Annotated in this window: 23 protein-coding genes and 1 pseudogene; 17 read left to right on the forward strand and 7 right to left on the reverse strand. The window is 67.3% G+C overall.

Annotated features, from left to right (window positions below; translation table 11 throughout):
- Positions 1 to 9: 9 nt before the first annotated feature.
- The 5 genes from pstC to NO364_RS00330 are packed head-to-tail and all read left to right on the forward strand — an operon-like array spanning position 10 to position 5,402.
- Entirely contained in the window at positions 10 to 1,137 is a 1,128-nt protein-coding gene (pstC, locus tag NO364_RS00310; protein ID WP_157689498.1) for a phosphate ABC transporter permease subunit PstC, read from the forward strand.
- Complete coding sequence (gene pstA, locus NO364_RS00315; protein ID WP_157689497.1) at positions 1,137 to 2,750, forward strand: phosphate ABC transporter permease PstA; 1,614 nt, start codon at positions 1,137 to 1,139, stop codon at positions 2,748 to 2,750. Before pstC ends, pstA begins: the two co-directional genes overlap by 1 nt.
- Before the next feature lie 2 nt (positions 2,751 to 2,752).
- Positions 2,753 to 3,679, forward strand: a complete 927-nt coding sequence (gene pstB, locus NO364_RS00320; protein ID WP_157689496.1) for a phosphate ABC transporter ATP-binding protein PstB — start codon at positions 2,753 to 2,755, stop codon at positions 3,677 to 3,679.
- 3 nt (positions 3,680 to 3,682) lie between these two features.
- Positions 3,683 to 4,357: a phosphate signaling complex protein PhoU gene (gene phoU, locus NO364_RS00325; protein WP_157689495.1), complete on the forward strand. Its 675-nt coding sequence runs from the start codon at positions 3,683 to 3,685 to the stop codon at positions 4,355 to 4,357.
- A gap of 19 nt (positions 4,358 to 4,376) precedes the next feature.
- A complete protein-coding gene (locus NO364_RS00330) occupies positions 4,377 to 5,402 on the forward strand; it encodes a phosphate uptake regulator PhoU (RefSeq protein ID WP_257628241.1) in 1,026 nt (341 codons plus the stop codon).
- 28 nt (positions 5,403 to 5,430) lie between these two features.
- Here the strand turns inward: NO364_RS00330 and NO364_RS00335 are convergent, their stop codons facing one another.
- From NO364_RS00335 to brz, 4 genes are all read right to left on the reverse strand, one after another.
- On the reverse strand, positions 5,431 to 5,841 hold the full coding sequence (locus NO364_RS00335; RefSeq protein WP_157689493.1) for a CBS domain-containing protein: 411 nt from the start codon (positions 5,839 to 5,841) through the stop codon (positions 5,431 to 5,433).
- 135 nt (positions 5,842 to 5,976) lie between these two features.
- Positions 5,977 to 6,210, reverse strand: coding sequence for a hypothetical protein (locus tag NO364_RS00340; protein WP_157689492.1), 234 nt, complete (start codon positions 6,208 to 6,210; stop codon positions 5,977 to 5,979).
- Positions 6,211 to 6,350: 140 nt separating this feature from the next.
- Positions 6,351 to 7,121: a bacteriorhodopsin gene (locus NO364_RS00345; protein ID WP_157689491.1), complete on the reverse strand. Its 771-nt coding sequence runs from the start codon at positions 7,119 to 7,121 to the stop codon at positions 6,351 to 6,353.
- Positions 7,122 to 7,289: 168 nt separating this feature from the next.
- On the reverse strand, positions 7,290 to 7,472 hold the full coding sequence (gene brz / locus NO364_RS00350) for a transcriptional regulator Brz (protein ID WP_157689490.1): 183 nt from the start codon (positions 7,470 to 7,472) through the stop codon (positions 7,290 to 7,292).
- Positions 7,473 to 7,581: 109 nt separating this feature from the next.
- Between brz and NO364_RS00355 the strand changes: the two genes are divergently transcribed.
- The 3 genes from NO364_RS00355 to NO364_RS00365 are packed head-to-tail and all read left to right on the forward strand — an operon-like array spanning position 7,582 to position 12,178.
- Entirely contained in the window at positions 7,582 to 8,652 is a 1,071-nt protein-coding gene (locus NO364_RS00355) for a Brp/Blh family beta-carotene 15,15'-dioxygenase (RefSeq protein ID WP_257628242.1), read from the forward strand.
- A complete protein-coding gene (locus NO364_RS00360) occupies positions 8,649 to 10,166 on the forward strand; it encodes a phytoene desaturase family protein (protein WP_257628243.1) in 1,518 nt (505 codons plus the stop codon). Before NO364_RS00355 ends, NO364_RS00360 begins: the two co-directional genes overlap by 4 nt.
- Positions 10,163 to 12,178, forward strand: a complete 2,016-nt coding sequence (locus NO364_RS00365) for a bacterio-opsin activator domain-containing protein (protein WP_157689487.1) — start codon at positions 10,163 to 10,165, stop codon at positions 12,176 to 12,178. The genes NO364_RS00360 and NO364_RS00365 overlap by 4 nt, the downstream gene beginning before the upstream one ends.
- Before the next feature lie 18 nt (positions 12,179 to 12,196).
- Here NO364_RS00365 and NO364_RS00370 read toward each other — a convergent pair whose 3' ends face one another.
- Positions 12,197 to 12,628, reverse strand: a complete 432-nt coding sequence (locus NO364_RS00370) for an SRPBCC family protein (protein ID WP_157689486.1) — start codon at positions 12,626 to 12,628, stop codon at positions 12,197 to 12,199.
- A gap of 131 nt (positions 12,629 to 12,759) precedes the next feature.
- Here NO364_RS00370 and NO364_RS00375 point away from each other — a divergent pair, with 131 nt between their 5' ends.
- Both NO364_RS00375 and NO364_RS00380 read left to right on the forward strand, forming a co-directional pair.
- The gene (locus NO364_RS00375) at positions 12,760 to 14,814 is read left to right on the forward strand and encodes an AAA family ATPase (protein WP_257628244.1); all 2,055 of its coding nucleotides are present in this window, start codon (positions 12,760 to 12,762) and stop codon (positions 14,812 to 14,814) included.
- A 45-nt stretch (positions 14,815 to 14,859) separates the two neighbouring features.
- Complete coding sequence (locus NO364_RS00380) at positions 14,860 to 15,027, forward strand: hypothetical protein (protein ID WP_199243780.1); 168 nt, start codon at positions 14,860 to 14,862, stop codon at positions 15,025 to 15,027.
- Between the two features lie 6 nt (positions 15,028 to 15,033).
- Here NO364_RS00380 and NO364_RS00385 read toward each other — a convergent pair whose 3' ends face one another.
- Positions 15,034 to 15,783 (reverse strand): bacteriorhodopsin, encoded by a 750-nt coding sequence (locus NO364_RS00385; protein ID WP_157689484.1) that lies wholly within the window; start codon positions 15,781 to 15,783, stop codon positions 15,034 to 15,036.
- A 208-nt stretch (positions 15,784 to 15,991) separates the two neighbouring features.
- Between NO364_RS00385 and NO364_RS00390 the strand changes: the two genes are divergently transcribed.
- From NO364_RS00390 to NO364_RS00415, 6 genes are all read left to right on the forward strand, one after another.
- Positions 15,992 to 16,327, forward strand: coding sequence for a hypothetical protein (locus NO364_RS00390; protein ID WP_157689483.1), 336 nt, complete (start codon positions 15,992 to 15,994; stop codon positions 16,325 to 16,327).
- 132 nt (positions 16,328 to 16,459) lie between these two features.
- Positions 16,460 to 17,440, forward strand: coding sequence for a phytoene/squalene synthase family protein (locus NO364_RS00395; RefSeq protein ID WP_157689482.1), 981 nt, complete (start codon positions 16,460 to 16,462; stop codon positions 17,438 to 17,440).
- A gap of 5 nt (positions 17,441 to 17,445) precedes the next feature.
- Positions 17,446 to 18,243, forward strand: coding sequence for a lycopene cyclase domain-containing protein (locus NO364_RS00400; protein ID WP_257628245.1), 798 nt, complete (start codon positions 17,446 to 17,448; stop codon positions 18,241 to 18,243).
- A gap of 76 nt (positions 18,244 to 18,319) precedes the next feature.
- The gene (locus tag NO364_RS00405; RefSeq protein ID WP_257628246.1) at positions 18,320 to 19,717 is read left to right on the forward strand and encodes a methyl-accepting chemotaxis protein; all 1,398 of its coding nucleotides are present in this window, start codon (positions 18,320 to 18,322) and stop codon (positions 19,715 to 19,717) included.
- A gap of 63 nt (positions 19,718 to 19,780) precedes the next feature.
- Positions 19,781 to 20,377: a DUF5789 family protein gene (locus NO364_RS00410; RefSeq protein WP_257628247.1), complete on the forward strand. Its 597-nt coding sequence runs from the start codon at positions 19,781 to 19,783 to the stop codon at positions 20,375 to 20,377.
- A gap of 456 nt (positions 20,378 to 20,833) precedes the next feature.
- Positions 20,834 to 23,176, forward strand: a complete 2,343-nt coding sequence (locus NO364_RS00415) for a sensor histidine kinase (protein WP_257628248.1) — start codon at positions 20,834 to 20,836, stop codon at positions 23,174 to 23,176.
- Positions 23,177 to 23,354: 178 nt separating this feature from the next.
- Here NO364_RS00415 and NO364_RS00420 read toward each other — a convergent pair whose 3' ends face one another.
- Positions 23,355 to 23,993, reverse strand: coding sequence for an IS6 family transposase (locus NO364_RS00420; RefSeq protein WP_257628249.1), 639 nt, complete (start codon positions 23,991 to 23,993; stop codon positions 23,355 to 23,357).
- A gap of 54 nt (positions 23,994 to 24,047) precedes the next feature.
- Between NO364_RS00420 and NO364_RS00425 the strand changes: the two are divergent.
- A pseudogene (locus NO364_RS00425) lies at positions 24,048 to 24,509 on the forward strand (ISNCY family transposase); the annotation flags it as partial.
- Between the last annotated feature and the right edge of the window lie 173 nt (positions 24,510 to 24,682).

The following is a 24,682-nucleotide window of genomic DNA, read 5'->3' on the forward strand; positions in this document are numbered from 1 at the left end:
GCACGAACCATGGCATCGGCAACACGTAGCGAGCGACTGAACGCGGCCGCCGGACGGCAGGTCCAGCGGGTTCGTGATTTCGCCGACGACACCGAACCCGCGGCGCTGGTCGTCGTCACGATCATCGCCCTCTCCCTGCTGACGGCGTTCGTCGGGTTCCTCGCGGTTTCGGACCTGACGATCCTGCCGTTCGTCGTGTTCGTCGTGGCGGCGGGGTACGGCTGGATGCGACACCAAGAGGAGACGGCGCTGGTGTTGACGCTGACGATGACCGTCTCGACGCTGTTGATCCTCGGGCTGATCATCGTGTTCATCTTCCGGGAGTCGCTTCCGGTCCTCCAGTACGAGAGCGCGACCGTGTTCGGCGTGAGCGTGCCGGGACTTCGGATGTTCATCCAGCCCAACTGGGACGCGGTGTCGCCGCCGATCCGGTACTCGATGGTGCCGATGATCCACGGGACGGTGATGGTGACCGTCGTCGCGACGGCGGTCGCCGGGCCGCTGGGCGTCGCCGCCGCGCTCTTTCTCTCGGAGATCGCACCCGACGTCGTCCGGGAGTTCGTCAAGCCGGGCGTCGAAATCCTCGCTGGCATCCCCTCCATCGTCTACGGCTTCATCGGCTTCACGATCCTCAGCCCGTGGGCGTCGGATCAGTTCCGAACCACCGGACAGGGGAGTTACCTCTTCGTCGGCATCGTCGTCGGGCTGATGGCGCTCCCGACGGTCGTCTCCGTCGCCGAGGACGCCCTCAGTAGCGTCCCCGAGTCGATGAAGAGCGGATCGCTCGCCGTCGGAACGACCGACTGGCAGACCATGACCTCGATCACCCTCCCCGCGGCGTTCTCGGGCGTCTCCGCCGCGGTCCTCCTCGGCGTCGGACGTGCCATCGGCGAGACGATGGCCGCGACGGTCATGCTCCGTGGCGTCCCGCGGCTCACCGAACCGCTCGTGAACGTCTTCTACGGCCAGGAGACGCTCACGTCGCTCATCGCCCGCAACTACGGCGAGGCGGACGGGCTCCAGATGGACGCCCTGTTCGTCGCCGGCGTGATCCTCTTCGTCACGGTGCTCGTCATCTCCATCGGCGCACAGTACATCGAGTGGCGGATGCGCAGCAAGCTGGGAGGTGAAGCCTGATGGCGGGTGCGACCCGGTCGCGGCTGGTCGAGGGCGACACGTCGGCGACCGACGCGGTCGCCGGCGCGACGGTCGGCCTCTCGGCGGTCCTGTTCGCGCTCGCGGTGGCGGCGATGTTCGAGTGGGTGAGTCTCACCGGGACGGTCGCCGGCGTGTCGACGGTGACGCTACTCGGCGGGCTGTTGGTCGGTCTCGGCGTCGCCGTGTCCACCTTCGGCCTCGGCTCGTGGTTCGGCTACGTCGAGACCGAACCGGACGCGAGCGCCGGCCTGATCGCGAGCGTCGGCGCGGCGGTGCCGTGGTTCGTCGTCGGGGGCGGCGTCGTCTCCCAGACCCTCGGGTTCGGTACCGTCGGCGGCGTCGTCGGAGCCGTCATCGCCGGCGGCCTGGGCTTCGTCGGAACCGCCGTCCCCCGTGAGGACGTGGGCTCGACGGTGCCCCTCGGCGCCCTGCTCGCGTTCGTCGGCGCCGTCTTCCTCACCGGGACGATCGGGCCGGCGTGGCTGTGGGACCTCGGCTGGGAGCAGCAGGCCTCGATCACGGCCGAGTTCCTCGTCCCGGTCGCGACGCTGTTTTGCGCCCTCTACGGCGGCTGGGCCGCGGCCAAGGCCTACGGCCGGTTCGGTGCACGCGGCCGACACATGGGCGCGTACGTCCTCGTCTACCTCAACGCGCTGTCCATCGTCGCCTTCCTCTTTATCCTCATCGCCTTCGTCGTCGTCCAGGGACTCCCCGGCCTGCTCACCGGCGTCCGGGTCGGTGCCGGCGTCGGCCCGCAGGTGTTCGGGTCGTTCGAGCTGCCGGTGTACGTCCCGTTCGTGATGAACGGCGTCGCGCTCCTGAACGACTTCCAGGGCGTCCTCCCGGCGATCGTGGGGACGGTCTGGCTGGTCGTCGGCGCGGTGCTGTTTGCGGTGCCGCTGGGCGTCGGCGCGGCGGTCTTTCTCACCGAGTACGCCGAACGCGGCCGGTTCACTCAGGCCGTCGAGGTGTCGACCAACGGCCTCTGGAGCACGCCGAGCATCGTCTTCGGGCTGTTCGGGTTCGCCTTTCTCGTGCCGCGCTTCGGCAACCGGAAGTCGCTGCTGGCCGGGATGCTCACGCTCGGGTTCATGCTCCTCCCGCTGGTGCTCATCACGAGCCGGGAGGCGATGCTCTCGGTCCCCGACGAGTACCGCGACGCGAGCGCGGCGCTCGGCGTCCCGAAGTGGCAGACGATCCGTAGCGTCGTCCTCCCGGCCGCGTTACCGGGCGTCGTCACGGGGGTCATCCTCGGCGTCGGCCGGATCGCGGGCGAGACGGCGCCGATCCTGCTGACGATGGCAGGCGGGACGTTCGTCCCCGGGGGACAGACGGTCGACGTCATCGGCGGCTTCGAGTTCACCGGCTCGCCGCCCTTCGTCGCCAACCCCGAACTCCTGCAGGCGACCTCGGCGCTCCCCTACCAGCTGTACGCCCTCATCACCGCGGGCGTCGGCCTGGGGAGTAACGTCTCCGATCCCGGCGGCTTCCGCTGGGCGACGGCGCTCGTCCTGCTCGTCGTCGTCCTCTCCTTCTACGCGATCGGCATCGGCGCGCGCTACTACTTCCGACAGCGACTCAGCCACGAATAACGATGAGCGATTCACAACAGACCCAACAGAGCAAGACGCGAACCAGGACGACGGGCAGCGATCAACCCCTCGAAACCACCAGCGGCGAGACGGTCGAGGAGACCAGAGCGGAGTGGGTGGAGTACGACTTCCAAGGGGAGGCGAAGATGGTCGCCGAGGACCTCGACGTCTACTACGGCGACGACCACGCCCTCAAGGGCGTCTCGATGGAGATCCCCGCGGAGAGCGTCACCGCGCTCATCGGCCCCTCGGGGTGTGGGAAATCGACGTATCTCCGCTGTCTCAACCGGATGAACGACCGGATCAACGCCGCCAACGTCGACGGGTCGGTCCGGCTCGACGGGAAGGAGATCTACCAGGACGGCGTCAACTTGGTCGAACTCCGCAAACGGGTCGGCATGGTGTTCCAGTCGCCGAACCCGTTCCCGAAGTCGATCCGGGACAACATCGCCTACGGTCCGCGGAAACACGGCGATATCAACACCGGACTGCTGGCCCGCGTGCTCGGCCGCGACGACGGCGAGGAGGAGCGCGAACTCGTCGAGCGGGCGCTCAAACAGGCCGCCCTCTGGGACGAGGTGCACGACCGGCTGGACGACAACGCCCTCGGCCTCTCGGGTGGCCAGCAACAGCGGCTCTGTATCGCCCGGTGTCTCTCCGTCGACCCCGAGGTCATCCTGATGGACGAGCCGGCGTCGGCGCTCGATCCGATCGCGACCGCGAAGATCGAGGATCTCATCCACGACCTCGCGGAGGAGTACACCGTCATCATCGTCACCCACAACATGCAGCAGGCGGCCCGCATCTCGGATCAGACCGCCGTCTTCCTCACCGGCGGCAAGCTCGTCGAGTACGACGACACCGACCGGATCTTCGAGGACCCGCAGAGTCAGCGCGTCGAGGACTACATCTCCGGCAAGTTCGGGTGAACCGTGCCCCGAGACGAGTTCCAGCAGTCGCTCGCGGACCTGCGCGCCGAGGTGCTGTCGATGAGCGACCTCGTCGGCGACCGACTCGACCGCGCGCTGGCCGCCCTGGAGACAGTCGACGAGGCGACCGCCCGGGAGGTAATCGAGGGCGACGACGCCGTCGACCGACGGTATCTGGAACTGGAGTCGACGTGCATCCAGCTGTTCGCCCGGCAACAGCCGGTCGCGGGTGATCTCCGCTTCGTCGCCGCCTCGTTCAAGATCCTCACCGACCTCGAACGCGTCGCCGACCTCGCGGTCAACCTCGCACAGTACACCCTCGAAGCGGACCGGAAGCGGTTCGCGGAGGTCGACCTCTCGGCCATCGGCGACCTCGCCAGCGGGATGCTCGACGACGCCATGACCGCCTACCGGACCGACGACGCGGCCCTGTGTCGCGAGGTGGCCGCCCGGGACGACGAACTCGACTCGCTGTGCCAACGCGCGAGCGAGCGGGTGGTCCGGGACCTCATCGAACGCGAGGTGTCGGACGGCGACGGCTGGGCGGTCGAACGGCTGCTCGACGACGTCTCGCGGCTCCTGTTGATCGTCCGCGACCTGGAACGGGTCGGCGACCACGCGGTCAACGTCGCCGCACGCACCCTCTACATGATCGAGAGTGACCCGGAACTCGTCTGAGACGGCGGCGGAGGCGACGATGGAGACGCGCAAACTCCAGAAGATCGGCGGCTCGACGTACTCGGTGTCGCTCCCCAAGGAGTGGGCGACCGAACACCACCTGGAGGCGGGGATGCCGATCCACCTCTACCCCCACACCGACGGCTCGCTCGTCGTCCGGAGCGCGGCGCGGGACGGCGGTCCGCTCGCAGCCGTGGAACTGACGCCCCCGAACGCCGACGCCGCGACCCTGCGGCGGACGCTGGCGGCGGCCTACGCCGTCGGCTACGACGCCGTCACCATCCACGCGCCCGACGGGGCGTCCTTCGGCGCCGACGAGCACCGTGCCCTCCGCGGGATCGCCGACCGACTGGTGGGGTTGTCGGTCGCCGAGGCGACCGGGGAGCGGCTCGTCGTCGAGACCCTCCTCGACACCGGCGAGGTGTCCATCCAGCAGTCGGTGATCCAGCTCCAGTTCACCGCCCTCTCGATGCACCGGACCGCCGCGGAGTCACTCACGGCCCCCGACGAGGTGGAGCGACTCGCCGACCGCGACGACGGGGTCGACCGCCTGTTTCGCATGCTCACCCGTCACCTCAACCGCTCGCTCGTCGACTTCGCGGAGGTCGACCACCTCGGCGTCGGCCGCGCGGCGCTGTTCGATTACTACCTCGTCGCCCGCCAACTGGAGCGGGTGGCGGACCACGCGGTCGACGTCGCCGCCGTCGTGGACCGCGCCGACGAACTCCCGCCCGCGGCGGTCCGCGACGACCTCGCGGACCTCGCCGCGCGGTCCCGGGACGTGGTCGAGGCGGCCACGACCGCAGTCGTCGAATCGTCGAGCGAGCGCGCGTACGCGGTGCTCGACCGCAAGGACGCCCTCGTCGACGACGTCCGTGCCCTCGACCGGGCGCTCTTCGAGCGGTCGCCGCCCGGTGCCTACGCCGTCTCGCGGATCCTCGCCGCCCTCGTCCGCACCGCGGCCTGTGGAGGCAACGTCGCCCGCGTGGCGCTCCGGACGAGCGTCCGGCCCGACGGTCGCCGACGTCGCTCGTCGCACGGCTGAGCGACGCCCGGCGGTCGGGTGTGCGACCCTACCCCCGGCGGGGTGGGTTCGGCGCCCGGACCGTCGAGACGTACGCCGCGAGGTCGGTCGCCGTGACGATACCGATGGGCGCCCCGCCGTCGACGACCGGCAGGTGGTAGTGGCCCGTCTCGACCATCCGATCGGCGGCCGCCTCGACGCTGTCGGCCGCAGCGACCGTGACGACGTCCGTGCTCATGACGTCCGAAACGGGCGTCTCGGGCCCGTACGACGCCTCACCCGCGACGATCCGCACGACGTCGGTCACGGTCAGGATCCCGTCGAGACGGCCCTGCTCGACGACGACGACCGAGCCGACGTCGTGTTCGATCAACAGTCCCGCCGCGGCCCGTAGTGCGGTGCCACCGTCGACGGTGTGAACCGGCGCCGACATGAGGCTTCCGACGAACACGTCTTCCATCAGTCGTGGTACGCGGTGACGTACGATAAGGGTGCCGTGGCCAGCGGGCGGGCCGGGGCCCGGTCGCCGACGGGATCGGTTTCGGGCGCGTCGCCCGGGGTGTCGATTCCCGTGCTCGGCGGACAGCCGGCGGTCTCACTCCTCCGGGATGGAGTAGAGGTGGTAGGCCGCCGTGCCGACGACCACCGCGGCGGAGAACTCGGTGACGCCGACGACGAGGAACGCCTCGCGGAAGGTGAGTCCCATGGATTCGAGCGTCGGCAACGCGAACAGTCCGATCACGGCTACCGCCACGCCGACGACGAGGCCGACGACGGCCAGACGGTTCAACGAGGCGGGGTAGTCGTTCCCGGTGGTGTTGGCTAGCATCCGTTCGACAGTCCGGCTTCTCGGCGGTGCGGTACCGTCGGAAAAAACCGCTGTGGTTCGCGTGCGGTCATTCTGCCGACTGTACGTCGTCCGAGATACCGCCACGTCGGGACGGGTATCTCGAACCGGTCACGGCTGACTCAGTCGCCCGTGGCTGCCGTCCCCTCGCCGGCGGACGGTTCGGGGGCCTCGACGTCGCCGAAGATGGCGCGACTCCGGAGCAGCAGGAGGCCGAACCCGACCTTCGCGCTCACGTCGAGGATCATGAACAGCAGCGTCTCGACGCTCAGGGGGACGACGCCGACGCCCTCGCTCCCGACGAGCCACACCACCGGATAGGCCGACCAGAGGATGATGGTCAGGTTCCGGAGTATCATGAACGTCGAGGCGACGTCCTCGCGCATCTCGTTTGCCTTCGCGGTGAACCCGAAGAACAGCACGTACAGGATGTACAGCATCGCGGCCGTGCTGATCGCCCACCAGATGAACCGGTACTGGTAGACCTGGGTCAGCGCGCCGATGAGACCGGTGCCGATCATGATGCCGTCGGCCCCGACCAACGCGAGGATGGTGCCCTGGTCGGCGTCGACTAGCAGGGCGAGGTCGAGCAACAGCAACGGCGTAGTGAACAGCCAGTCGGCGTACCGCGCCCAGTAGATCGGGTGTTCCTCACCGCCGAACGGCACCATCGTGAGTCCGTACCCCAGCAGCATCGAGAGGTACATCGTGAACGCGATGGCGGGGATCAGCGTCGTGATCGCGTAGAACTTCTTGGCACCTGGATCTTCCACGCCCATCCCCCGCATCATGAAGTACAGGGTACCGAGGCCCATCAGTGCGGTCCCGAGCGCGAGCCAGATCCACTCCGGCCGGGACGTGATCTGTCCCATCTGTAGTGCCACGTTCGACATCGTTGGTATTGCTCCCGACATACACGTTGATGGTGTGACCCTTCGAGGGTAACTCTGGGTCCCAAACAGTACGGTATCCCGCGCCGGCGTCTCGCGCCCCGACACGTCGGTCGGGCCCGAACGCGGGACCGTGCCCAACTGATGCGTGTCGAGGGCGGTCCCCGCCCGTCACCACTCGAACAGGACGTAGAACTCGTGGTCGTTCCGACAGACGAGCGACCGCGCCTTCCAGCGCTCGTCCTCGGCTGCCGGCCGCTCCGCCGCGGTGACGGACTTCACGGTCGACCCTCGCGGAAGCCCCATCTTCACCGCCGACCCGCAACGCGGGCACTGGAACTCGGTGATTGGCACCGGTCGGAGACACAACGGGGTGCGGGTTAAGGATTCCTCCGGTTCCGAAGATACGATACCCACACAGTTTGGTTCACTTTTGATTGATCGGTCGACCGTACCTCGATCCATGAACACCGAATCCCGGTTCGGGTGGACGGCCCCGGCCTCGACGGGAGGGACGCCGCTGACCGTCTCGTGGGCGGCGCTGGCCGTGTTGACCGTCGCCTTCGCCGCCCTGCGGGTGGGCGACGTCCGGATTCCCCTGCGGGTGCAGGCTGGCGTCTACCTGCTGGGGATGGTGGCGATGAACCTCCCACACGGCGGGTACGAACACGTCTCGAACCTCCGTCGGCGGGCGCTCTCGTTCCAGGGCCGATACGTCGCCGTCTACCTGGCGCTGATCGGCCTCTTCGCCGGCCTGTTTTTCCTCGCACCGGTCGCGGGGCTGGCCGTCGCGGTGAGCGTCGCCGTGGCGAAAGGCGGGTTCGGCGACGTGCAGGCGATGCGGGCGCTGTACGGCACTTCGCACGTCCGCTCGCGACCACAGCGCTGGCTCGCCGCCGCCGTCCGCGGCGGCGCGGTGATGGCCGTCCCCATGGTGTTCTGGCCGGGGACGTTCTACGCGTTCAGCACGGTCATGGTGAACATCTTCGATCCCGGCGCCCTGTCGGCCATGGCCGGCGACTTCGGGACCCGCCGGCTCCTCCTCGGTGGCGGCTACGGCGCGGCGCTCCTGGCCCACCTCGCGCTCGGCTACCGCCGGTCGACCGGCGACGGGGCCTTCCTCGCCGACGCGGCCGAGACGCTCCTGCTCGTGGCGTACTTCGCGGTCGTCCCGGTCGTCGTCGCCGTCGGCCTCTACTTCCCCCTCTGGTACTCCGCCCGGCAGGTCGCCCGGAGCGCCGCCGTCGACGACGCGCTCGAGCCGGCTCCGACGACCGGTCCCCTCGGCGCCCTCGACGCCGACGACCCCGAGCGCGTCGCGCTGGCCTCTTGGGGCGTCCTCGTCGCCGGCAGCCTCGCGACCTTTGGCCTCGCGGCCGCGCTGTGGACGGCGTCGCCACAACCGCTCGGCGGCGCCGGCCTCCTCGTCGGCCTCGTCGCGTTCTGGAGTATCTTCATCAGCATCGTCGCCCTGCCACACGTCGTCGTCGGCGCGTGGCTGGACCGAGAGCGCGGCATCTGGTACGTGCCATGATCGACGACACCCCCCTCGCCGACGAGACGGTCACCGTCGTCGGCGGCGGCGTCGCTGGCCTCTCCGCCGCCTGCTATCTCGCCGACGCCGGGGCCGACGTGACGGTCCTGGAGAAGAACGACCGCCTCGGCGGCGTCACCAACCGCCTCGCCGTCGACGGCTTCACCTTCGACACCGGGCCGTCCTGGTATCTGATGCCCGAGACGTTCGACCGCTTTTTCGGCCACTTCGGCCGCGAGGCCGCCGACTACTACGACCTCGAACGGCTCGACCCCCAGTACCGGGTGTTCTTCAAGGACGGCGACCGGATCGACGTGCCGGCCGGTCGGGACCGAATCCGGCGCGTCTTCGAGTCCTACGAGGCCGGCGCGGGCGACGTCCTCGACGAGTATCTCGCGGGCGCCCGGCGGACCTACGAGATCGGGATGGACGAGTTCGTCTACACCGACCGCTCGCGCCTCCGCGATCTGGTCGACCCCGGCATCGTCCGGGCGGCGCCGGCGCTTTCCCACCTCGGGTCGATGCACGACCACGTCGCGGCCCACTTCGACGAGCCGAAGCTCCAGCGCCTCCTCGAGTATACGCTCGTCTTCCTCGGCAGTTCGCCCCACGACGCGCCGTCGCTGTACAACCTGATGGCCTACGTCGACTTCGAGGGCGGCGTCTACTACCCCGAGGGTGGGATGTACGCCCTCGTCGAGGCGCTCGTCTCGCTCGGGCGGGACCTCGGCGTCGACTACCGGACCGACGCCGAGGTGACCGCCCTCGCCCCGACCGACGACGGGATCCGCGTCGCCGGCCCGACGACCCACCGCGCGGACCGCGTGGTCGCGAACGCCAACCCGGCCCACGTCGAGCGCGACCTGCTCTCGCCGGCCGACCGGGGACGGGACCCCGACTACTGGGACTCGCGGACCTACGGCCCGTCGGCGCTCATGCTCTATCTCGGCGTCGAGGGCGACGTCGACCCGCTCGAACACCACACGCTCGTCCTCCCGACCGACTGGGACGACCACTTCGAGCGCATCTTCGACGACCCCGCCTGGCCCGAGGACCCCGCCTACTACCTGTCGGTGGCGTCGCGGACCGACCCGGACGTGGCGCCCGAGGGCCACCACGCCGTCGTCGTCCTCGTTCCCCTCGCGCCCGGCCTCGACGACGACCCCGACCGCGTGTCGGCCTTCCGCGACGCCGTTCTCGCCGACCTCGCGGCCGTGACGGGCGTCGACCTCCGGGACCGTATCGTGGTCGAGCGCTCGGCCTGTGTCTCCGAGTTCGCCGACCGCTACCACACGCCGGGTGGCACCGCCCTCGGCCTCGCCCACACGCTCGACCAGACCGGGCCGCTCCGACCCTCGCATCACGCGCCGGGGGTCGACGGCCTCTACTACGCCGGCGCGTTCACGTCGCCGGGCGTCGGCCTCCCGATGGCCGTCGTCAGCGGCGAACACGCCGCCGACGCCGCCGCCCGCGACGCCAGCCGGTCGCGGGACATATTACCGAACCTCTCATGAGTGACACGGCCCAGAACACCGCCATGGAACCGGACTTGCCGACGATCGATGTCCTGTTCGTCGGCGACGAACCGTCCGAAGCGCCGTCGGCCGACGCCCTCGACGCGGCCGCCGAGCGCTTCGAGGTGACTCACATCGCGGATTTCGTCGACGCGCGCGAGCGGGTCGACGGGACGGACGTCGACTGCGTCGTCGTGACCCACCACCCCGACGGCTTCGACGGCCTCGCCTTCCTCGAGGCCGTGCGCCGGGAACACGCCGAACTCCCCGTGGTGCTCGTGCCCGTCGCCGTCGACGCCGAGACGGCGCGCCGGGCGGTCGCGGCGAACGTGACCGAACTCGTGCCCGCGGCGGAGGCGGACACGCTCGATGCGGTCGCCGAGGCCGTCGAGACGAACGCCAACGTCTCGGCGGACAACCCCGTCCGGATGCCAATCTCCGATCTCACCGTCGAGGCACAGCACCGGTTGAAGGAGCGTGCGCTCGACGAGGCACCCATCGGGATCACCATCTCCGACGCGACCCACCCCGACGATCCGCTGATCTACGTGAACGACTCCTTCGAGGGGATGACCGGCTACCCGCCCGAGGAGATCCTCGGCGCCAACCACCGGTTCCTCCAGGGACCGGAGACCGACCCCGATCGGGTGGCGGAACTCGCGGAGGGCATCGCCAACGACCAGGACACGCGGGTCGTCCTCCGGAACTACACCCGCGAGGGGGCGCTGTTCTGGAACCAGGTCGACGTCAGCCCCATCTTCGACGAGGACGGCGAGGTGACCCACTACGTCGGCTTCCAGATGGACGTCACCGAGCGGAAGGCCGCCCAACAGCAACTGGAGACCGAACGCGAGGCGCTCGACCGACTGCTCGAACGGGTGAACGGCCTCATCAACGACGTGACGGAGGCGCTCGTGCGCGCCGACTGCCGGGAGGAGATCGAACGCCTCGTCACCGAGCGGATGGGGACGGACGACGAGTACGCGGGCGCGTGGCTCGGCCGCTACGACGCGACCGACGACCGGGTGACCGTCGTCCAGCGGGCGGGGATCGACGAGGGCGTCCTCGCGGAGTCGCTCGACGTGACCGCCGACACGCCCGACGCCCGCACCCTCCGGGCGGTCGTCGAGGAACAGGAGTCCCGGACCGTCGAGGAGCCGACCGGCTCCCTGGAAGGGATCGAGGGGACGTGCGTGCTCGTCCCCTTGACCTACCGCGGGACGACCTACGGCGTTCTGGGTGTCCTCCACGACGGGGAGTTGGGCGACGGGCGCGAGCGGGTCGTCCTCGAATCGCTCGGGCGGAGCGTCGGCACCTCGATCAACGACGTGTTGACCAAGCGGACGATCACCACCGACACCGTCCTCAAGATCGGGGTGGATCTCGCCGACTACGACATCTTCCTCGTCGACCTCGCCCGTACGCTCGACGCGCGGTTCGAACACGAGGCGACCGTCATCGACGACGATCAGGGCGTCCTCACCATCGTCAGCACCGAGCACGACGACCTCGACGAGTTGTTCGAGACGGCCGCCGACCACCCCGACGTCCTCGACATGGAGACGCTCGCGACGAGCGACGAGCGCAGCGTGGTGCAGTTCCGCCTCTCGAACTCGCCGCTCGTCGACGTCCTCTCGGAGGTGGGGAGCCGCGTGACCGCGATGAGCGCCGACTCGACGGGGCTGGAACTGGAGTTCCGCGTGGGCACCGAGCGGGCCGCGAGTCGCGTCCTCGATACGCTCCGGGAGCGATACGACCACGTCGAACTCACCGCCTACCACGAGGACGAACCCGACGCGACCCCCCACCGCTTCCGGGAGAAGCTCCGGAGCGAACTCACCGACCGCCAGCTGACGGCGCTGAAGAAAGCCTACGTCAGCGGCTACTTCGAGTGGCCCCGCCGCGTCGAGGGCACCCAGCTCGCCGAGTCGATGGACATCGTCCCCTCGACGTACCACCAGCACCTCCAGGCGGCGAAACGGAAGCTGGTCGAGACGTTCTTCGAGGAGTGAGCCGCCCCGTTCCCGCGGTCAGGCTTCGAGGAACGTCTTCAGGTTCTCCAGCGTCGCCTTCGCCTCCCGCTCGTTGTACGCCTTGGCGATGGGCGCGAGCAGCGAATCGACGACCGTGTCGGGGAGTTCGTACTCGGCCTCGTACCTGAGGTCGGTCGTCCCGTCCTCGTCGTCGAGTTCGTACCTGATCGTCCCGTCGATGGCCCCCGAGAGGCGCTGGACGAGTCGTCCGTTCGGCGACCGCTCCACGTCCTCGACCTGCCCCACGAGTTCGATGCCGGCGAGCGTGTAGCGGTACCCCGCCCGCTTGCCGCCACCGGGGAGTGCCTCGATGTCCTCGATGTCGACGAGGCTGGGCGTGACCTTCACGTGGTTCCGCGGGTCATCGAGAAACGAGAACACCGCTGCGGGCGGGGCGTCGATCCTGATCCGTTTCTCCACCGTGAACATGGTCCAGTCCGTTCGATTACCCCAACGGCTTCCCACGGCGTAACCATGTCCCCCAAACAGTTGGGCGTCCCCGCGGATACCCACACGAGTTGGGATCGGTCCTTTGGGGCTCGACCCCCTGTGTTCGCGCCATGACGACCCGCCTCACGCTCGTCGATCCGGAGGGCGCGGCGGACGGCCCCGCGGCCGGCGCCGTCCGGTTCGCGCCGGCCACGCGCCGGCGCGTCGGCGTCGACGTCGGCGAGACGGTTCGCGTCGAGGGCGCCGCGGCGACGGCAGCGACCGTCGGCGAGGACGCCCCCGACCTGTCGACCGGGTCGGTCCTCGCCGGCGCGGCGGTCCGCCGGAACGCCGACGCCGACGCCGGAACGTCGGTCACCGTCGCGCCCGTCGATCCCGTCCGGGCACGCCGCGTCGCCGTCGCTCCGAACGCGTTCTCGCTCGAAGGCGACGCCGACGCGCTGTCGCGGGCACTCGCCGGCCGCGTCCTGACGACCGGGGACCGGATCGAGGCCGACCTGTTCGGCGGGAGCGTCACCGTCTCGCTGACCGTCGTCGACCTCGATCCCGCGGGGCCGGCCGTGGTGACCGACGGGACGACCGTCGCCGTGCGCGACCCCGACGACCGGCAGTTCCCGGGCGACGCGGTCGATCCCGACCCCGCGGCCGTCGGCGGCCTCGACGACGAACAGGCGACCCTCCGGCGTCTCGTCGCCGCGCCGCGTTCGGCGTCGACGGGGATCCGCTCGCCCGCGGGCGTCCTCGTCCACGGCCCCTCGGGCGTGGGGAAGACGCGGCTGATCCGGCGGGTCGCCGCCGCGGCCGACCTGTCGATCCACGGGATCGACCCTGCGGACTGCGAGCGCCGCGATCCGCTCGCGGCGGCGCTGCGTGCCGCCGCCGACGATGCGCCGGCGATCCTCCACGTCCCCGACCTCGCGGCCGCCGCGCCGAACCCGGACCGGGCGGGCCGCGACCGCCGCCGCTCGCGTCTCGGGTGGCTCCTCGACCGCGTCCGCGAACTGCAGGACGATCTGGTGGTGGTCGGGGAGGCCACCCACGCCGACGCGGTCGACCCCGCGCTCAGGCGCGGGGGGCGATTCGACGCCGAACTCCGGGTGCCGGTGCCCGATCCGGACGCGCGCCGGGAGATCCTAGCGATCCACGCCGCGACCCTCGACCTCGCCCCCGACGTCGACCTGGCGGCGGTCGCGGCCCGCACGCACGGCTACACGGGGGCCGACTTGGAGGCGGTCCTCGTCGACGCCGCGACCCGGGCCGCCGCCGGGGCCGACGACGGGACCGCGGACCCGCGCCCGACGGTGACGGCCGCCCACGTCGCCGCCGCCCTCGACGCCGTCGATCCGACGACGCTCCGCGAGGTGACCGTCGAGCGCCCGTCGCTCACCTACCGCGACGTCGGGGGGCTAGCGGCGGCGAAACGGGAGGTGATCCGCACCGTCGAATGGCCGCTTCGCTACCCGGACCTGTTCGAGCGCCTCGCCGTCGACGCCCCCACTGGCGTCCTGCTCTACGGGCCGCCGGGCACCGGGAAGACGATGCTGGCCAAGGCCGTCGCGAACTCGACGGACGCGAACTTCCTCGCGGTCGACGGGCCTGAGCTGATGGACCGCTACGTCGGCGAGAGCGAACGCGGCGTCCGGGAGGTGTTCGAGCGGGCCCGCCGGGTCGCGCCCACGGTCGTCTTCCTCGACGAGGTCGACTCCCTCGCGCCGGCCCGCGCCGACGCCGACACCGGGGCGGCCGAACGGGTCGTGTCGCAGTTGCTGACGGAACTCGACGGCCTCTCGCCGCGGGGGTCGGTTGCGGTGCTCGCGGCGACGAACCGCCCGGACGCGGTCGATCCGGCCCTCCTCCGACCCGGTCGCATCGAGAAGCGGGTCGCGGTCCCCCGGCCGGACGCCGATGCCCGCGCCGACATCCTCGCCATCCACCTCACCGACGTGCCCACCCGTGACGTCGACGTCGCGGCCGTCGCCCGGCGCGCGACCGGATACACGGGGAGCGACCTGGCGGCCCTCGTCCGCGAGGCGGCCCTGCTCGCCATGGAGGACCACCTCCGGGCGGACGACCGGCCCGACGACGCCGTCGACGACGTCGTCGTCGAGGGGACACACCTCGAACGGGCGCTCGCGGCCACGGAGCCCTCGGTCGACCCCGACTGACCGGTTTGGGACGGCGTTCAAGGGGCGGCGGTCCAACCCCCCTGTATGGAGCAACGGACCCTCGTCGTCGGCGTCCACGGCGTCATCGCGCTCGGACTGGTTGCATTCGGGGCGTACCGCGTCTCGCGCGGGGCGGTCGTCCCCGGCGTGCTCAACGTGGTCATGGCGGCCGTCGTGGTGGCCGTGGGTCAGTACGTCGCCGACCTCGCCTGACGCCGGTCACTCCGCCGGCGTGCCGGGTGCGGCCTCGCCCTCCGGCGCGTCAGCGTCTGCGCCCGCGAGCGCCGGACTGCGGAGCACGAGCAGTCCGAACCCGACCTTCGCGACGGTGTCGAGGAGGAGGAACCCGGCCGCCTCGGCCGTCGGCGACACCAGGCCGAGGCCGGTGCCGACGAGCCACCAGACGGGGTAGACCGTCCACGACGCCCCGATCAGGACCCGGAGCGCGGCGAACGTCGACCGGGTCGCCTCGTCCCGGTCGCGGGCCTCCCGCCCGAGGGCGACGACGACGAAGTAAAGCACACAGAGGAAGGCGACGGTGCTGACTCCCCACCAGACGTACCGGTAGGTCGGGACGCCGGACAGCGTGGCCGCCACCCCCGTCACGATCATGAACACGTCGGCCGCGACGGCGCCGAACAGCGTCTCGCCGTCCGCCCCGACGAACAGACCGAGGCCGATCAACAGCAAGGGCGTGGTGAACAGCCAGTCGGCGTACCGCGCCCAGTGGAGGCGCAGGGTGCCGCCCCGGACCGCCACCTCGGCCACGCCGACGCCGAGCGCCATGGCCAGGTACGCCCCACAGGCGACGGCCGGCACGAGCGCCGCGACGACGTGGACGCCTCTCGCGCGCGGGTCCTCGACCCCGCGTCCACGGACCGCGACGTACAGCGCCGCGAGCCCCATCACGGCCGTGCCGACGGCGAACCAGCCCGCGCCCGCGACGGGCGACACCGGCGTGTCGAACATCCGTTCACCTAGTTGCCGTCGGACGGGTTAGTGGCCACCCCAAACTCATGGGTGTGTGAGCGCGCGGACGCGCCCGAACCCGCGGATACCTGCGGCCCGGCCGCCGTCCCGAGGGAGGGTCGGGACCGGCTGGATCCGGCCTGATCGGCGGTGACGGGGCGAACTAGCTTGGCTCGTAATTGAAGCCGCGTGGCACGTACGACGAGGTATGACCGACGACACCGAGACCGAGGTCGAGACGGAGGCCGACGCCGAGGGGACCGAACAGGTCGTCGACCGGACGGACGAGGAGGTCGTGGTCGACCTCGACTCCGCGACCGCCCACGAGGAACGCGTCGACCAGTTACAGGAGACCGTCGAGGACCAGCAGGAACGCATCGAGGAACTGGAGGACCTCCTGCTCGATCTGTCGGTGCGTGCCGCCGACGACCGGGGGATGGGCGTCTGCCCCGAGTGTCACGGCCCGGTCGAGAAGGTCCGTCGCTGGTTCGGGCCGACGACCATCGAGTGTCGGCGGTGCGGGAAGTCGTTCCACGAGTACTGACGCCACTCCCGGGACTCGCCGGCCCCGGGCGGACCCGCGGTCGGTGCGGGCGGCAACCAAACTGTGTTGGTACACTTTTGAGGCAGGGGGAGTGTGTAGTCCGAACCAAGGGGCCCACCCGGCCCGATACAGATGACCGACCTGGAATCCATCCGCCGGAGCAAGGCCGTCCAGCGCCACACGGGGCTGACCTTCCACCTCGCGACGCGGCTGTTGCCGGAGCGCGTCCGTCACCCGACGTACGTCCTGTACGCGTTCTTCCGGACCGCCGACGAGGTGGTCGACGCGCCCGATCCGGGCCCGCCGGCCGAACAGCGCCACGAACTCGAACGCATGCGGGCGGCCGCCCTCGGCGAGCGCGAGACGGACGACCCGGTGTTGGCGGCCGTCGCGGACCTCCGGGCGCGTCACGGTATCGCTCGCGAAGAGATCGACACGTTCGTCGACTCGATGCTGATGGACGTCGAGAAGGCCCGCTACGGGACCTTCGCGGAACTCGAGACGTATCTCCGTGGGTCGTCGGTCGCGGTCGGGCACATGATGCTCGACGTGATGGATCCCGCCGAGGCCGAGCGGGCGCGCCCACACGCCGCCGCCCTCGGCGAGGCCTTCCAGCTCACGAACTTCCTCCGTGACGTCCGCGAGGACGTCCGCGAGTACGACCGGATCTACCTCCCCGAGGCGACGCTCCGCGCCCACGGGGCGTCCCACGCGGACGTCGAGGCGCTCGACCCGACCGACGGCGTCCGCGCGGCGATCCGTGCGGAGCTTCGCCGGACCGAACGGCGCTACCACCGCGGCGTCGACGGCATTCGGTATCTCCCCCCGGACTGTCAGTTCCCGGTGCTGGCGGCCGCGGTGATGTACGCGGACCAACACCGCCTCGTCCGCGAGCGGGGGTGCGACGTGCTCTCGGCCCGGCCGACGTTGACGCTGCGGCGGCGGCTCTCGCTCGTCGCGCGGGCGTGGGTCCGCTGGCAGTTCGAGAGCGACCCCCTCCGGGTGTTCTACCGCGTGACCGACCTCGACCCGCCGGCGGACGTCGACGCCGGCGCGGTCGGCAGGAACGCCGTCCCCGGGCCGTCGCGCTCGGACCGGCCCCACAGGGGGTGATCGCCGTGCTACCGCCCGTCACCTCCTCGTATCTCGCCTACCTGGCCGTCACCGTCGGCGTCCCCCTCCTCGTCGTCGCGGTGCTCGCGCGCGTCCGCGGCGGGCTCCACACCCCGACCGACGCGCTCGGGGTCGTGATCCTCATGGGCATCGCCTTCGCCTACACGTTCGCGTGGGACGCCTACCTCATCGAACGCGGCGTCTGGTGGTACGGTGACGGGGTCGTCACCGACCGGGTTCGCGGCGTGCCGCTGGGCGAACTCTCCTTTTTCCTCCTGCAGACGGCGCTCACCGGGCTCTGGCTCTACGCGCTCGATCCCTCGCCCGATCCCTCGCGACCGGCGGCCGTCCGGTCGCGGCCGGTCGGCCTCCTCGTCCTCGCCGTCGCCGAGGCGGTCGGCCTGGCGCTGTTTTACACCACGCAGGGCTACTATCTCGGATACATCCTCCTGTGGGCCTGTCCGATCCTCGGGTTCCTCTGGGTGCTCGGCGGCCCCGTCCTCTGGCGGTGTCGCCGGACGGTCGCGGCGGCGATACTCGTCCCCACGGCCTACCTCTGGGTCGTCGACCGGGTCGCCATCGGAGCCGGCCTCTGGACCATCTCGTCGACCTACTCCACCGGCGTCCACGTCGCCGGCCTCCCGGTCGAGGAGATGGCGTTTTTCCTCGTCACGAACACCCTCGTCGTCTTCGGACTGATCCTCTATCGGTGGGTGCTCGCCCGGGCGGAGCGCCACGGCCTCGTCGGGGGGATTCGTGGCTTGGTTCCCCGCGCTGGAGTCGGGAGCGGCGACGGCCGGTAACCCGAACCGTCGGTCGGTATCAATCGTGATTCTGCCGAGCGGTGGTTTATCATCCTCCCGCGGTTGGTGTTCGCCGATGTCGGTCAACAAAACCACGTCGGGGGAGCGACCCGCGACGGGGCTCGAACCCGAGCCAGCCGTGGACGACGAGGTGGAGCGGCTCCGCTACGAACGCGACTACTGGCGCGGTCTCTTCGAACAGGTGATCGGGGAGTACCCGAAGATGGGGTTCGTCCTCGACACCGAGGACAGACTGGCGTATCACAACCCGGAGGCCGAGGCGATGACCGGGTTCGACCAGGCCGACGTCCTCGGCGAGCGCGTCTACGACGCCTATCCGATCTCCGAGGACGACGAGACGTTCGCCCAGACGGTCGCCCGTGAGGGTGAGGCGCGGACCGAAACGGGGTACCGCCGCATCCCGACCGCCGACGGGGAGCGGTGGGTCCGGTCCAGCGGGGTGCCGCTCCGGGACCCCGCGGGCGAACTCGTCGGCGCGCTGGAGACGACGACGGACGTCACCGAACTCGTCGAGCAACAGCGGACGATCACCGAGATACAGTCGCAGGTCTCCGAGGAGGTGGCCACGAAGGCCGAGCAGGCCACCGAGACGACCGAACGCGTCGACGAGGCCATCGAGAACGCCCGGTCGCTGGCCGAAGAGCAGGCCGACAACATGTCGGAGGTGGCCGAGGAGGTCGGCGCCCTGTCGGCGACCGTCGAGGAGGTCGCCGCGTCCGCCGAGGACATCAACGAGCGCGCCAAGGAGGCGGAGCAACTCGCGGTGGAGAGCACCGAAGCCGGTACCGCGGCCATCGAGCGCATGGAGGGCGTGGCCGAGCGGAGCGACGAGGTCGCCGATCGCACCCACAACCTCGCCGAACAGGTCGCGGCCATCGAGGAGATCATCGACGTGATCAACGACATCGCCGAACAGACCAACATCCTCGCGCTCAACGCGAACATCGAGGCCGCCCGCGCCGGCGAGGCGGGCGACGGCTTCTCCGTGGTCGCGAACGAGGTGAAGTCCCTCGCGACCGAGGTGCAGTCCGAGGCCGAGCGCATCGAGGACATCATCCACCGGACGCGCGAGGAGGCCGAGGGGACCATCGACAGCATCGACGCCGTCACCGAGGAGATTCACGAGGGGACCGACACCATCCGCGATCTGGTCGACAACCAGGAGGCCATCGTCGAGGTGGTCGACGCCACCTCGACGGGGATGGAGGACATCGCCGAGGCGACCGACGACCAGGCAGTTCGCACCGAGGAGGTCGCGAGCATGGTCGACACCGCGGCCGATCGGTCCCAGCGCGTCTCCGAGGAGATCGTCACCATCTCCGACGCGAACGCGGAACAGGCGGCGTTCGTCTCCGACATCACGGTCGCCATCGAGCGACTCGAGTCGACCGTCGAGCAACTGGACACGAGCAACACCGAGGAAGCCGTCGTCGTCGACCGCGACGACGTCTGACCGTCGCCCACGGGCCACGCTTTTCGACCACAGGGTTATCGCCTTAGAGAACTGAAATATCGTATGGGGGACACCAAGAGTGGCCGAGACGAACAGGCAGACGACGAGGAGCAGCGCCAACGGGAGCGCGAACTGGCCGAGGCACTGGACCGCGGAAACGAACCCGAACCGGTCGATCCGGGGACACTCGTGGACCTCGAAGCCGGCCTCGACGACCTCGAGTACCCGGCGACGGGGACCGACCTCGTGGCGGCGGTCGGTGAGTACGAGGTGCCGACGAGCGACGGGACCTACGCCCTCGCGGATCTGATTCCCGACACGGAAGCGGAGACGTTCGACTCGCCCGCCGCCGTCAGCGTCCGGGTCAAGCGACCGACGGTCGCCGCGGCGATGACGCGGATCATCGAGGCGAGCCGGGACGTCTCCGGACTGGAGTTCGGCGCCTCACAGCGCGCCGCCTACGAGAAGACGTTCCGGGCGCTCCGGGCGGTCGACACCCTCGACGACGACGAGGGGGTCGTGGCGATCACCGACTGGATCGTCGACCGGATCGAGGCGACGGACGACCTTCCCGGGTCCCGGGCCGTCCGCAGGCGGGCGGCGAAGTACGCCCGGGCGAACGACTACTCGGTCAGCGCCGACGAGTGGCTCGGCATCTAACCCCTCGAGGAGTTCCGAAGGTAAGGAACAATGCACAGGTTGAGCGCCGACTGTTCATCAATCTGAAATAGGTCTGGCACTCCGATTCACGACTGAATTAAATGTATTTAATAGTTTAAATACACTATATGCTCGTCAGCCATGCCAGACGAGTTCCTGAGATGTGCCGGAAGTCTGGATAAGTTACTGGGATACAGAAGAGTCGATCTCGCCAAGGAGGTATCTGAAAACAGTCACCAGGCTATTTGTGCAAAACGCATCCGATGAAATATCTGCTCAGTAAACTTGCGGAATGACCGACGAATAAACTTCCAGGTTAGAGTGATATCCGCACTGGTATAAAATATAAGACGCGTATTCACCACTTCTTGTGTAGCTGACGGGCTATACTGTCTGAACTGAGAGAGAGTCGGTAGGTTCGGTGTTTAACATTCCTCCGTGTGATAACTGAGCCACATGCCAGATGATTCGGACATCGAGAGAGATAGAGCAATTGCTGGCGAGTTGAGAAACGTTTACGAAGCGATCTTCCGTGAGATGAGTGACGCAGTCTTTTTGATCGACGTTGAGCAATCAGATGAAGACTACACGTTTACTTACCGGCGAAATAACGCCTCACATCGGGAGCAATCTGGCCTTTCTGAAGACGAACTACGCGGACAGACCCCACAGGAACTTCTTGCCGACGAACAGGGCACTGTTGTCGCAGAGAACTATCAAGAGTGCGTTGAAAAGGGAGAAACCATCGAGTACGAAGAGAAATTAGAGTTACCTGGTGGGACGAGTGACTGGCAGACAAAACTCACCCCGATCACCGACTCCGGCCAAGTCACCCAAATCGTCGGCGTCGCTCGGGACATAACAGGAAAAAAAGAGCAAGAACGGCAGCTAAAGCGCATCCATCGGCGGTTTGAGACTGTCATGGAAACCATGTCCGCTGCGGTCTTCCTGAAAGATGCCGACGGCCAGTATCTCATGATGAATCAGGCGTGCCGTGAACTGTTCAACGCAGGAGACCAGGACATCGTCGGCTTGACCGACGACGACCTCGTTCCGCCAGATACCGCTGAGCAAGCCAGAACCGACGACCAACGGGTCTTCGAGAACGGCGAGGTGATCGAGGTAGAGGAGACAGTCCCAACAACTGCCGGGAACACTGTTCGGTTGACGCGAAAATCACCTGTGTACGACGAAGATGGTGAGATTGTGGCTCTCTGTGGCGTCTCGACTGACATCACCGAACGCAAACAGGCCAAACAGCAACTCGAAGAGAGCAAAGAACGGGTCACAGAACAGAATACCGCACTGGAATCGTTGGCTCAGATTATAACCGATACAGAGCGAACAGTCGACCAGCAGATAACTGACCTGCTCGATCTGGGAACGACGTATCTTGATCTCGATGTCGGAATCCTCTCGGAGATCGACGGTTCTGAGTACACGGTCCGGAACGTCGTTGACCCTTCGAAAGGCATCAGCCCCGGAGATTCGTTCGACCTCACCGATACGTATTGTTCGTTGGTCTATGATGCTGACAGCCCCGTCTCATTTCACAGCGCAACTGATGGTGGTGTCAAAGACCATCCGGCGTATGAAAAGCAAGGGATCGAGTCCTACATCGGGGTTCCAGTCTTCGTCGAGGACCAACGGTATGGTACCCTGAATTTCTCCCGACCTGAGTCTCGTGAGGAAGCAATCACAGACGCTGAGGAGTCCTTCGTCCGGATTATGGCACAGTGGATGGGGACGGAACTCAATCGCCAGCAACGTGAAGAGGAACTTGAACGGACCAGCAAGTTCCTGCAAGAGACACAGGCAGTCGCAAAGGTTGGTGGATGGGAGGTTAGCTTGCAATCCGAGCGGATGCGATGGTCCGACGAATTGTATCGCATCCACGGACTGCCACTGGATGCGAACCCGACACCTGAAGAGGGGATCGAGTTCTATCATCCGGAGGATAGAGACACTATCAGAGAAGCCTTCGACAGACTCACTACTGAAGGCGAACCGTACGACCTGGAGCTGCGGATTGTCACCGCAGACGACGAGGTCCGCTGGGTCCGCACGCGCGGAGAGCCACGCTACGAGAATGACGAAATCGTCGCCGTTCACGGGACGTTCCAAGACATCACCGAGCGAAAAGAACGTGAACAAGAACTCCGGCGACAGAACAGCCGACTCAACGAGTTTGCAAGCGTGGTCTCGCATGACCTCCGCAACCCACTCAACGTCGCCCAAGCGCGGGCGACTATTCTGCAACAACGAGCTGACGACGAGTTACAGGAGCACCTCACTCCGCTCGTAAATTCGCTGGACCGAATGGAGAGTATCATCGAAGATACGCTGACGCTTGCTCGGCAGGGTGAGACCGTCGGTGACATCGACACGATATCGCTCGTCGACTTGGTCGGCAAATGTTGGGCAGGGGTAGAGACAGCCGAGGCGACGCTCGAAATTGAGGAGGAGTTTGCGATACGTGGTGACCGTGACCGGCTCCGACACGTGTTCGAGAACCTGTTCCGTAATGCAGTAGAACACGGTGGTGAAGATGTGACAGTCTGGGTTGGACGCGCTGCTGAGGACTGTATCTACGTCGAAGATGATGGACCGGGAATACCAGCGGATGACCACGACGCGGTCTTTGAACCAGGTCACACGTCTGCAACTGATGGAATGGGCTTCGGTCTCACGATTGTCAAGCGCATTGCAGAGGCCCACGGCTGGGAGGTAGCGATTACCGACGGACGATACGGCGGTGCTCGATTCGAGTTCGATACTACTGGAGTGCCCGATGAGTAATTCTTATTAACCGGCTACTACGGCAGTTCCGAAGACCACGGAATCATTGCGTTGTGGCCTCTCTGAATGGATTCTGAGTGGGCTGTTCCGGCAAAATTGCTTTTGATCCTCTGCATGTTTCACCGGTCTCCTGATGGATTTCATAGATGTCAACGCTCGCATGGTATGTGAGGTCGCGTTAACTTTGGCATCGATTCCACCAGACAGCGAGGGCTTGGAGCCACGATTCTGCTGTCGTCGGCTCCACGTGGCTGAACGTATTTGAAAACGAAGAGGTTCGTCGTTTTATCTCACGAAAGAGACGTTCGACGGCATTCCGATTGCCATGGTGTTCGTATCTGCAATCGAGGCCGTGTCGATCGAGGGCAGTTTGGAGCCATTGAGCATCGTCGACGAGAAACACGGCGGTTTCGACGTCGTGTTTCTCGCGTAATTCGCTCAGGAAGATTTCGGTTAAGCCAGTCGTATACGTGCTAAAAAGCCGTATGTGAAGGAATGTGTTTGTTTCAGGATCGATGGCGGCGTACAGCCAGTATTGCTGATCGTTGATTCGAATCACGGTTTCGTCAAGCGCAACGTGATTCGGGCTCGCACCGCCTTCGGGCTGTAGATCGGCCTTCTGCACCCAGTTGTGGACGGCCGTTCGAGAGCGTTCGACACCCAACCTTTCAAGAATCGAGATGGTATTCGAAAGTGATAGTCCAGCCACGTGCATCTGAATACCGAGCCGCATCGCGAACTCGGGTGTCCGCTGACGCTCCACAAAATCTAATTCGATCCAGTCGCTACAGTCGCTGAGGCGTGTGATTTCGGGCATAGACACTCAGAAATCAGCACGCCTCACTCTTCACGCTTAACTTGACACGACTACATTGGCGACACTGAACCCTTCTCGGAAACTAGCGACGGTGGCTCACCACTGAGCAACCTACTTGATGACATACGGGAAGAAGAGGCTATCGACGAACCGGAGCGGGTTGATGCACCGACAGTGCCGTTTGAGACGAATCTGGAGTTCGTGGAGACCGACCCACAAGACGACGCAGAGATGAAACATCAGATCGGCCGTCTGATGGCGAAGTACAAGCGTCGGTGGGGGATCGAGAACGGCTTCAAGAAACTGAAGACGTTCCTCGCGGAGACGAAGTCACCAGACCACCGCTATCGGTACTTCAACTTCGCGTTCGCCTGCGTACTGTACAACTGTTGGCGGCTTGTGGACATCCTGGTCCAGTTGGAGATGGACGGTGAGATTTCCGATGAACCTGCGATCACGGCGAACTCGTTCTTAACGCTGGCGAAGAAAAGCTACGGACTCGACCCACCCGACTAACCCTACCGTTCCTCACAGGCTTGTTAATTCGTGAGCGGCAGCGCTGTCCTGAGCCCGACTTCTGACGGTACTTTGTGATGGATACTCGATAATTTTCTCAGAAACATACTCTTGGATACTCTGCGGAGATAATTACATTCCAATTAACCTGAAAATTGTGCATCATAGAGCCA

It is taken from the genome of Haloplanus salinarum (assembly GCF_024498175.1).
GTDB lineage: Archaea > Halobacteriota > Halobacteria > Halobacteriales > Haloferacaceae > Haloplanus > Haloplanus salinarum.

Bases quoted from the DNA above. Each gene is read 5' to 3' on its own strand.
- pstC (WP_157689498.1), top strand. From the start codon at position 10: ATGGCATCGGCAACACGTAGCGAGCGACTGAACGCGGCCGCCGGACGG.
- pstA (WP_157689497.1), top strand. From the start codon at position 1,137: ATGGCGGGTGCGACCCGGTCGCGGCTGGTCGAGGGCGACACGTCGGCG.
- pstB (WP_157689496.1), top strand. From the start codon at position 2,753: ATGAGCGATTCACAACAGACCCAACAGAGCAAGACGCGAACCAGGACG.
- NO364_RS00330 (WP_257628241.1), top strand. From the start codon at position 4,377: ATGGAGACGCGCAAACTCCAGAAGATCGGCGGCTCGACGTACTCGGTG.
- NO364_RS00335 (WP_157689493.1), bottom strand. From the start codon at position 5,841: ATGGAAGACGTGTTCGTCGGAAGCCTCATGTCGGCGCCGGTTCACACC.
- NO364_RS00340 (WP_157689492.1), bottom strand. From the start codon at position 6,210: ATGCTAGCCAACACCACCGGGAACGACTACCCCGCCTCGTTGAACCGT.
- NO364_RS00345 (WP_157689491.1), bottom strand. From the start codon at position 7,121: ATGTCGAACGTGGCACTACAGATGGGACAGATCACGTCCCGGCCGGAG.
- NO364_RS00355 (WP_257628242.1), top strand. From the start codon at position 7,582: ATGAACACCGAATCCCGGTTCGGGTGGACGGCCCCGGCCTCGACGGGA.
- NO364_RS00360 (WP_257628243.1), top strand. From the start codon at position 8,649: ATGATCGACGACACCCCCCTCGCCGACGAGACGGTCACCGTCGTCGGC.
- NO364_RS00365 (WP_157689487.1), top strand. From the start codon at position 10,163: ATGAGTGACACGGCCCAGAACACCGCCATGGAACCGGACTTGCCGACG.
- NO364_RS00370 (WP_157689486.1), bottom strand. From the start codon at position 12,628: ATGTTCACGGTGGAGAAACGGATCAGGATCGACGCCCCGCCCGCAGCG.
- NO364_RS00375 (WP_257628244.1), top strand. From the start codon at position 12,760: ATGACGACCCGCCTCACGCTCGTCGATCCGGAGGGCGCGGCGGACGGC.
- NO364_RS00380 (WP_199243780.1), top strand. From the start codon at position 14,860: ATGGAGCAACGGACCCTCGTCGTCGGCGTCCACGGCGTCATCGCGCTC.
- NO364_RS00385 (WP_157689484.1), bottom strand. From the start codon at position 15,783: ATGTTCGACACGCCGGTGTCGCCCGTCGCGGGCGCGGGCTGGTTCGCC.
- NO364_RS00390 (WP_157689483.1), top strand. From the start codon at position 15,992: ATGACCGACGACACCGAGACCGAGGTCGAGACGGAGGCCGACGCCGAG.
- NO364_RS00395 (WP_157689482.1), top strand. From the start codon at position 16,460: ATGACCGACCTGGAATCCATCCGCCGGAGCAAGGCCGTCCAGCGCCAC.
- NO364_RS00405 (WP_257628246.1), top strand. From the start codon at position 18,320: ATGTCGGTCAACAAAACCACGTCGGGGGAGCGACCCGCGACGGGGCTC.
- NO364_RS00410 (WP_257628247.1), top strand. From the start codon at position 19,781: ATGGGGGACACCAAGAGTGGCCGAGACGAACAGGCAGACGACGAGGAG.
- NO364_RS00415 (WP_257628248.1), top strand. From the start codon at position 20,834: ATGCCAGATGATTCGGACATCGAGAGAGATAGAGCAATTGCTGGCGAG.
- NO364_RS00420 (WP_257628249.1), bottom strand. From the start codon at position 23,993: ATGCCCGAAATCACACGCCTCAGCGACTGTAGCGACTGGATCGAATTA.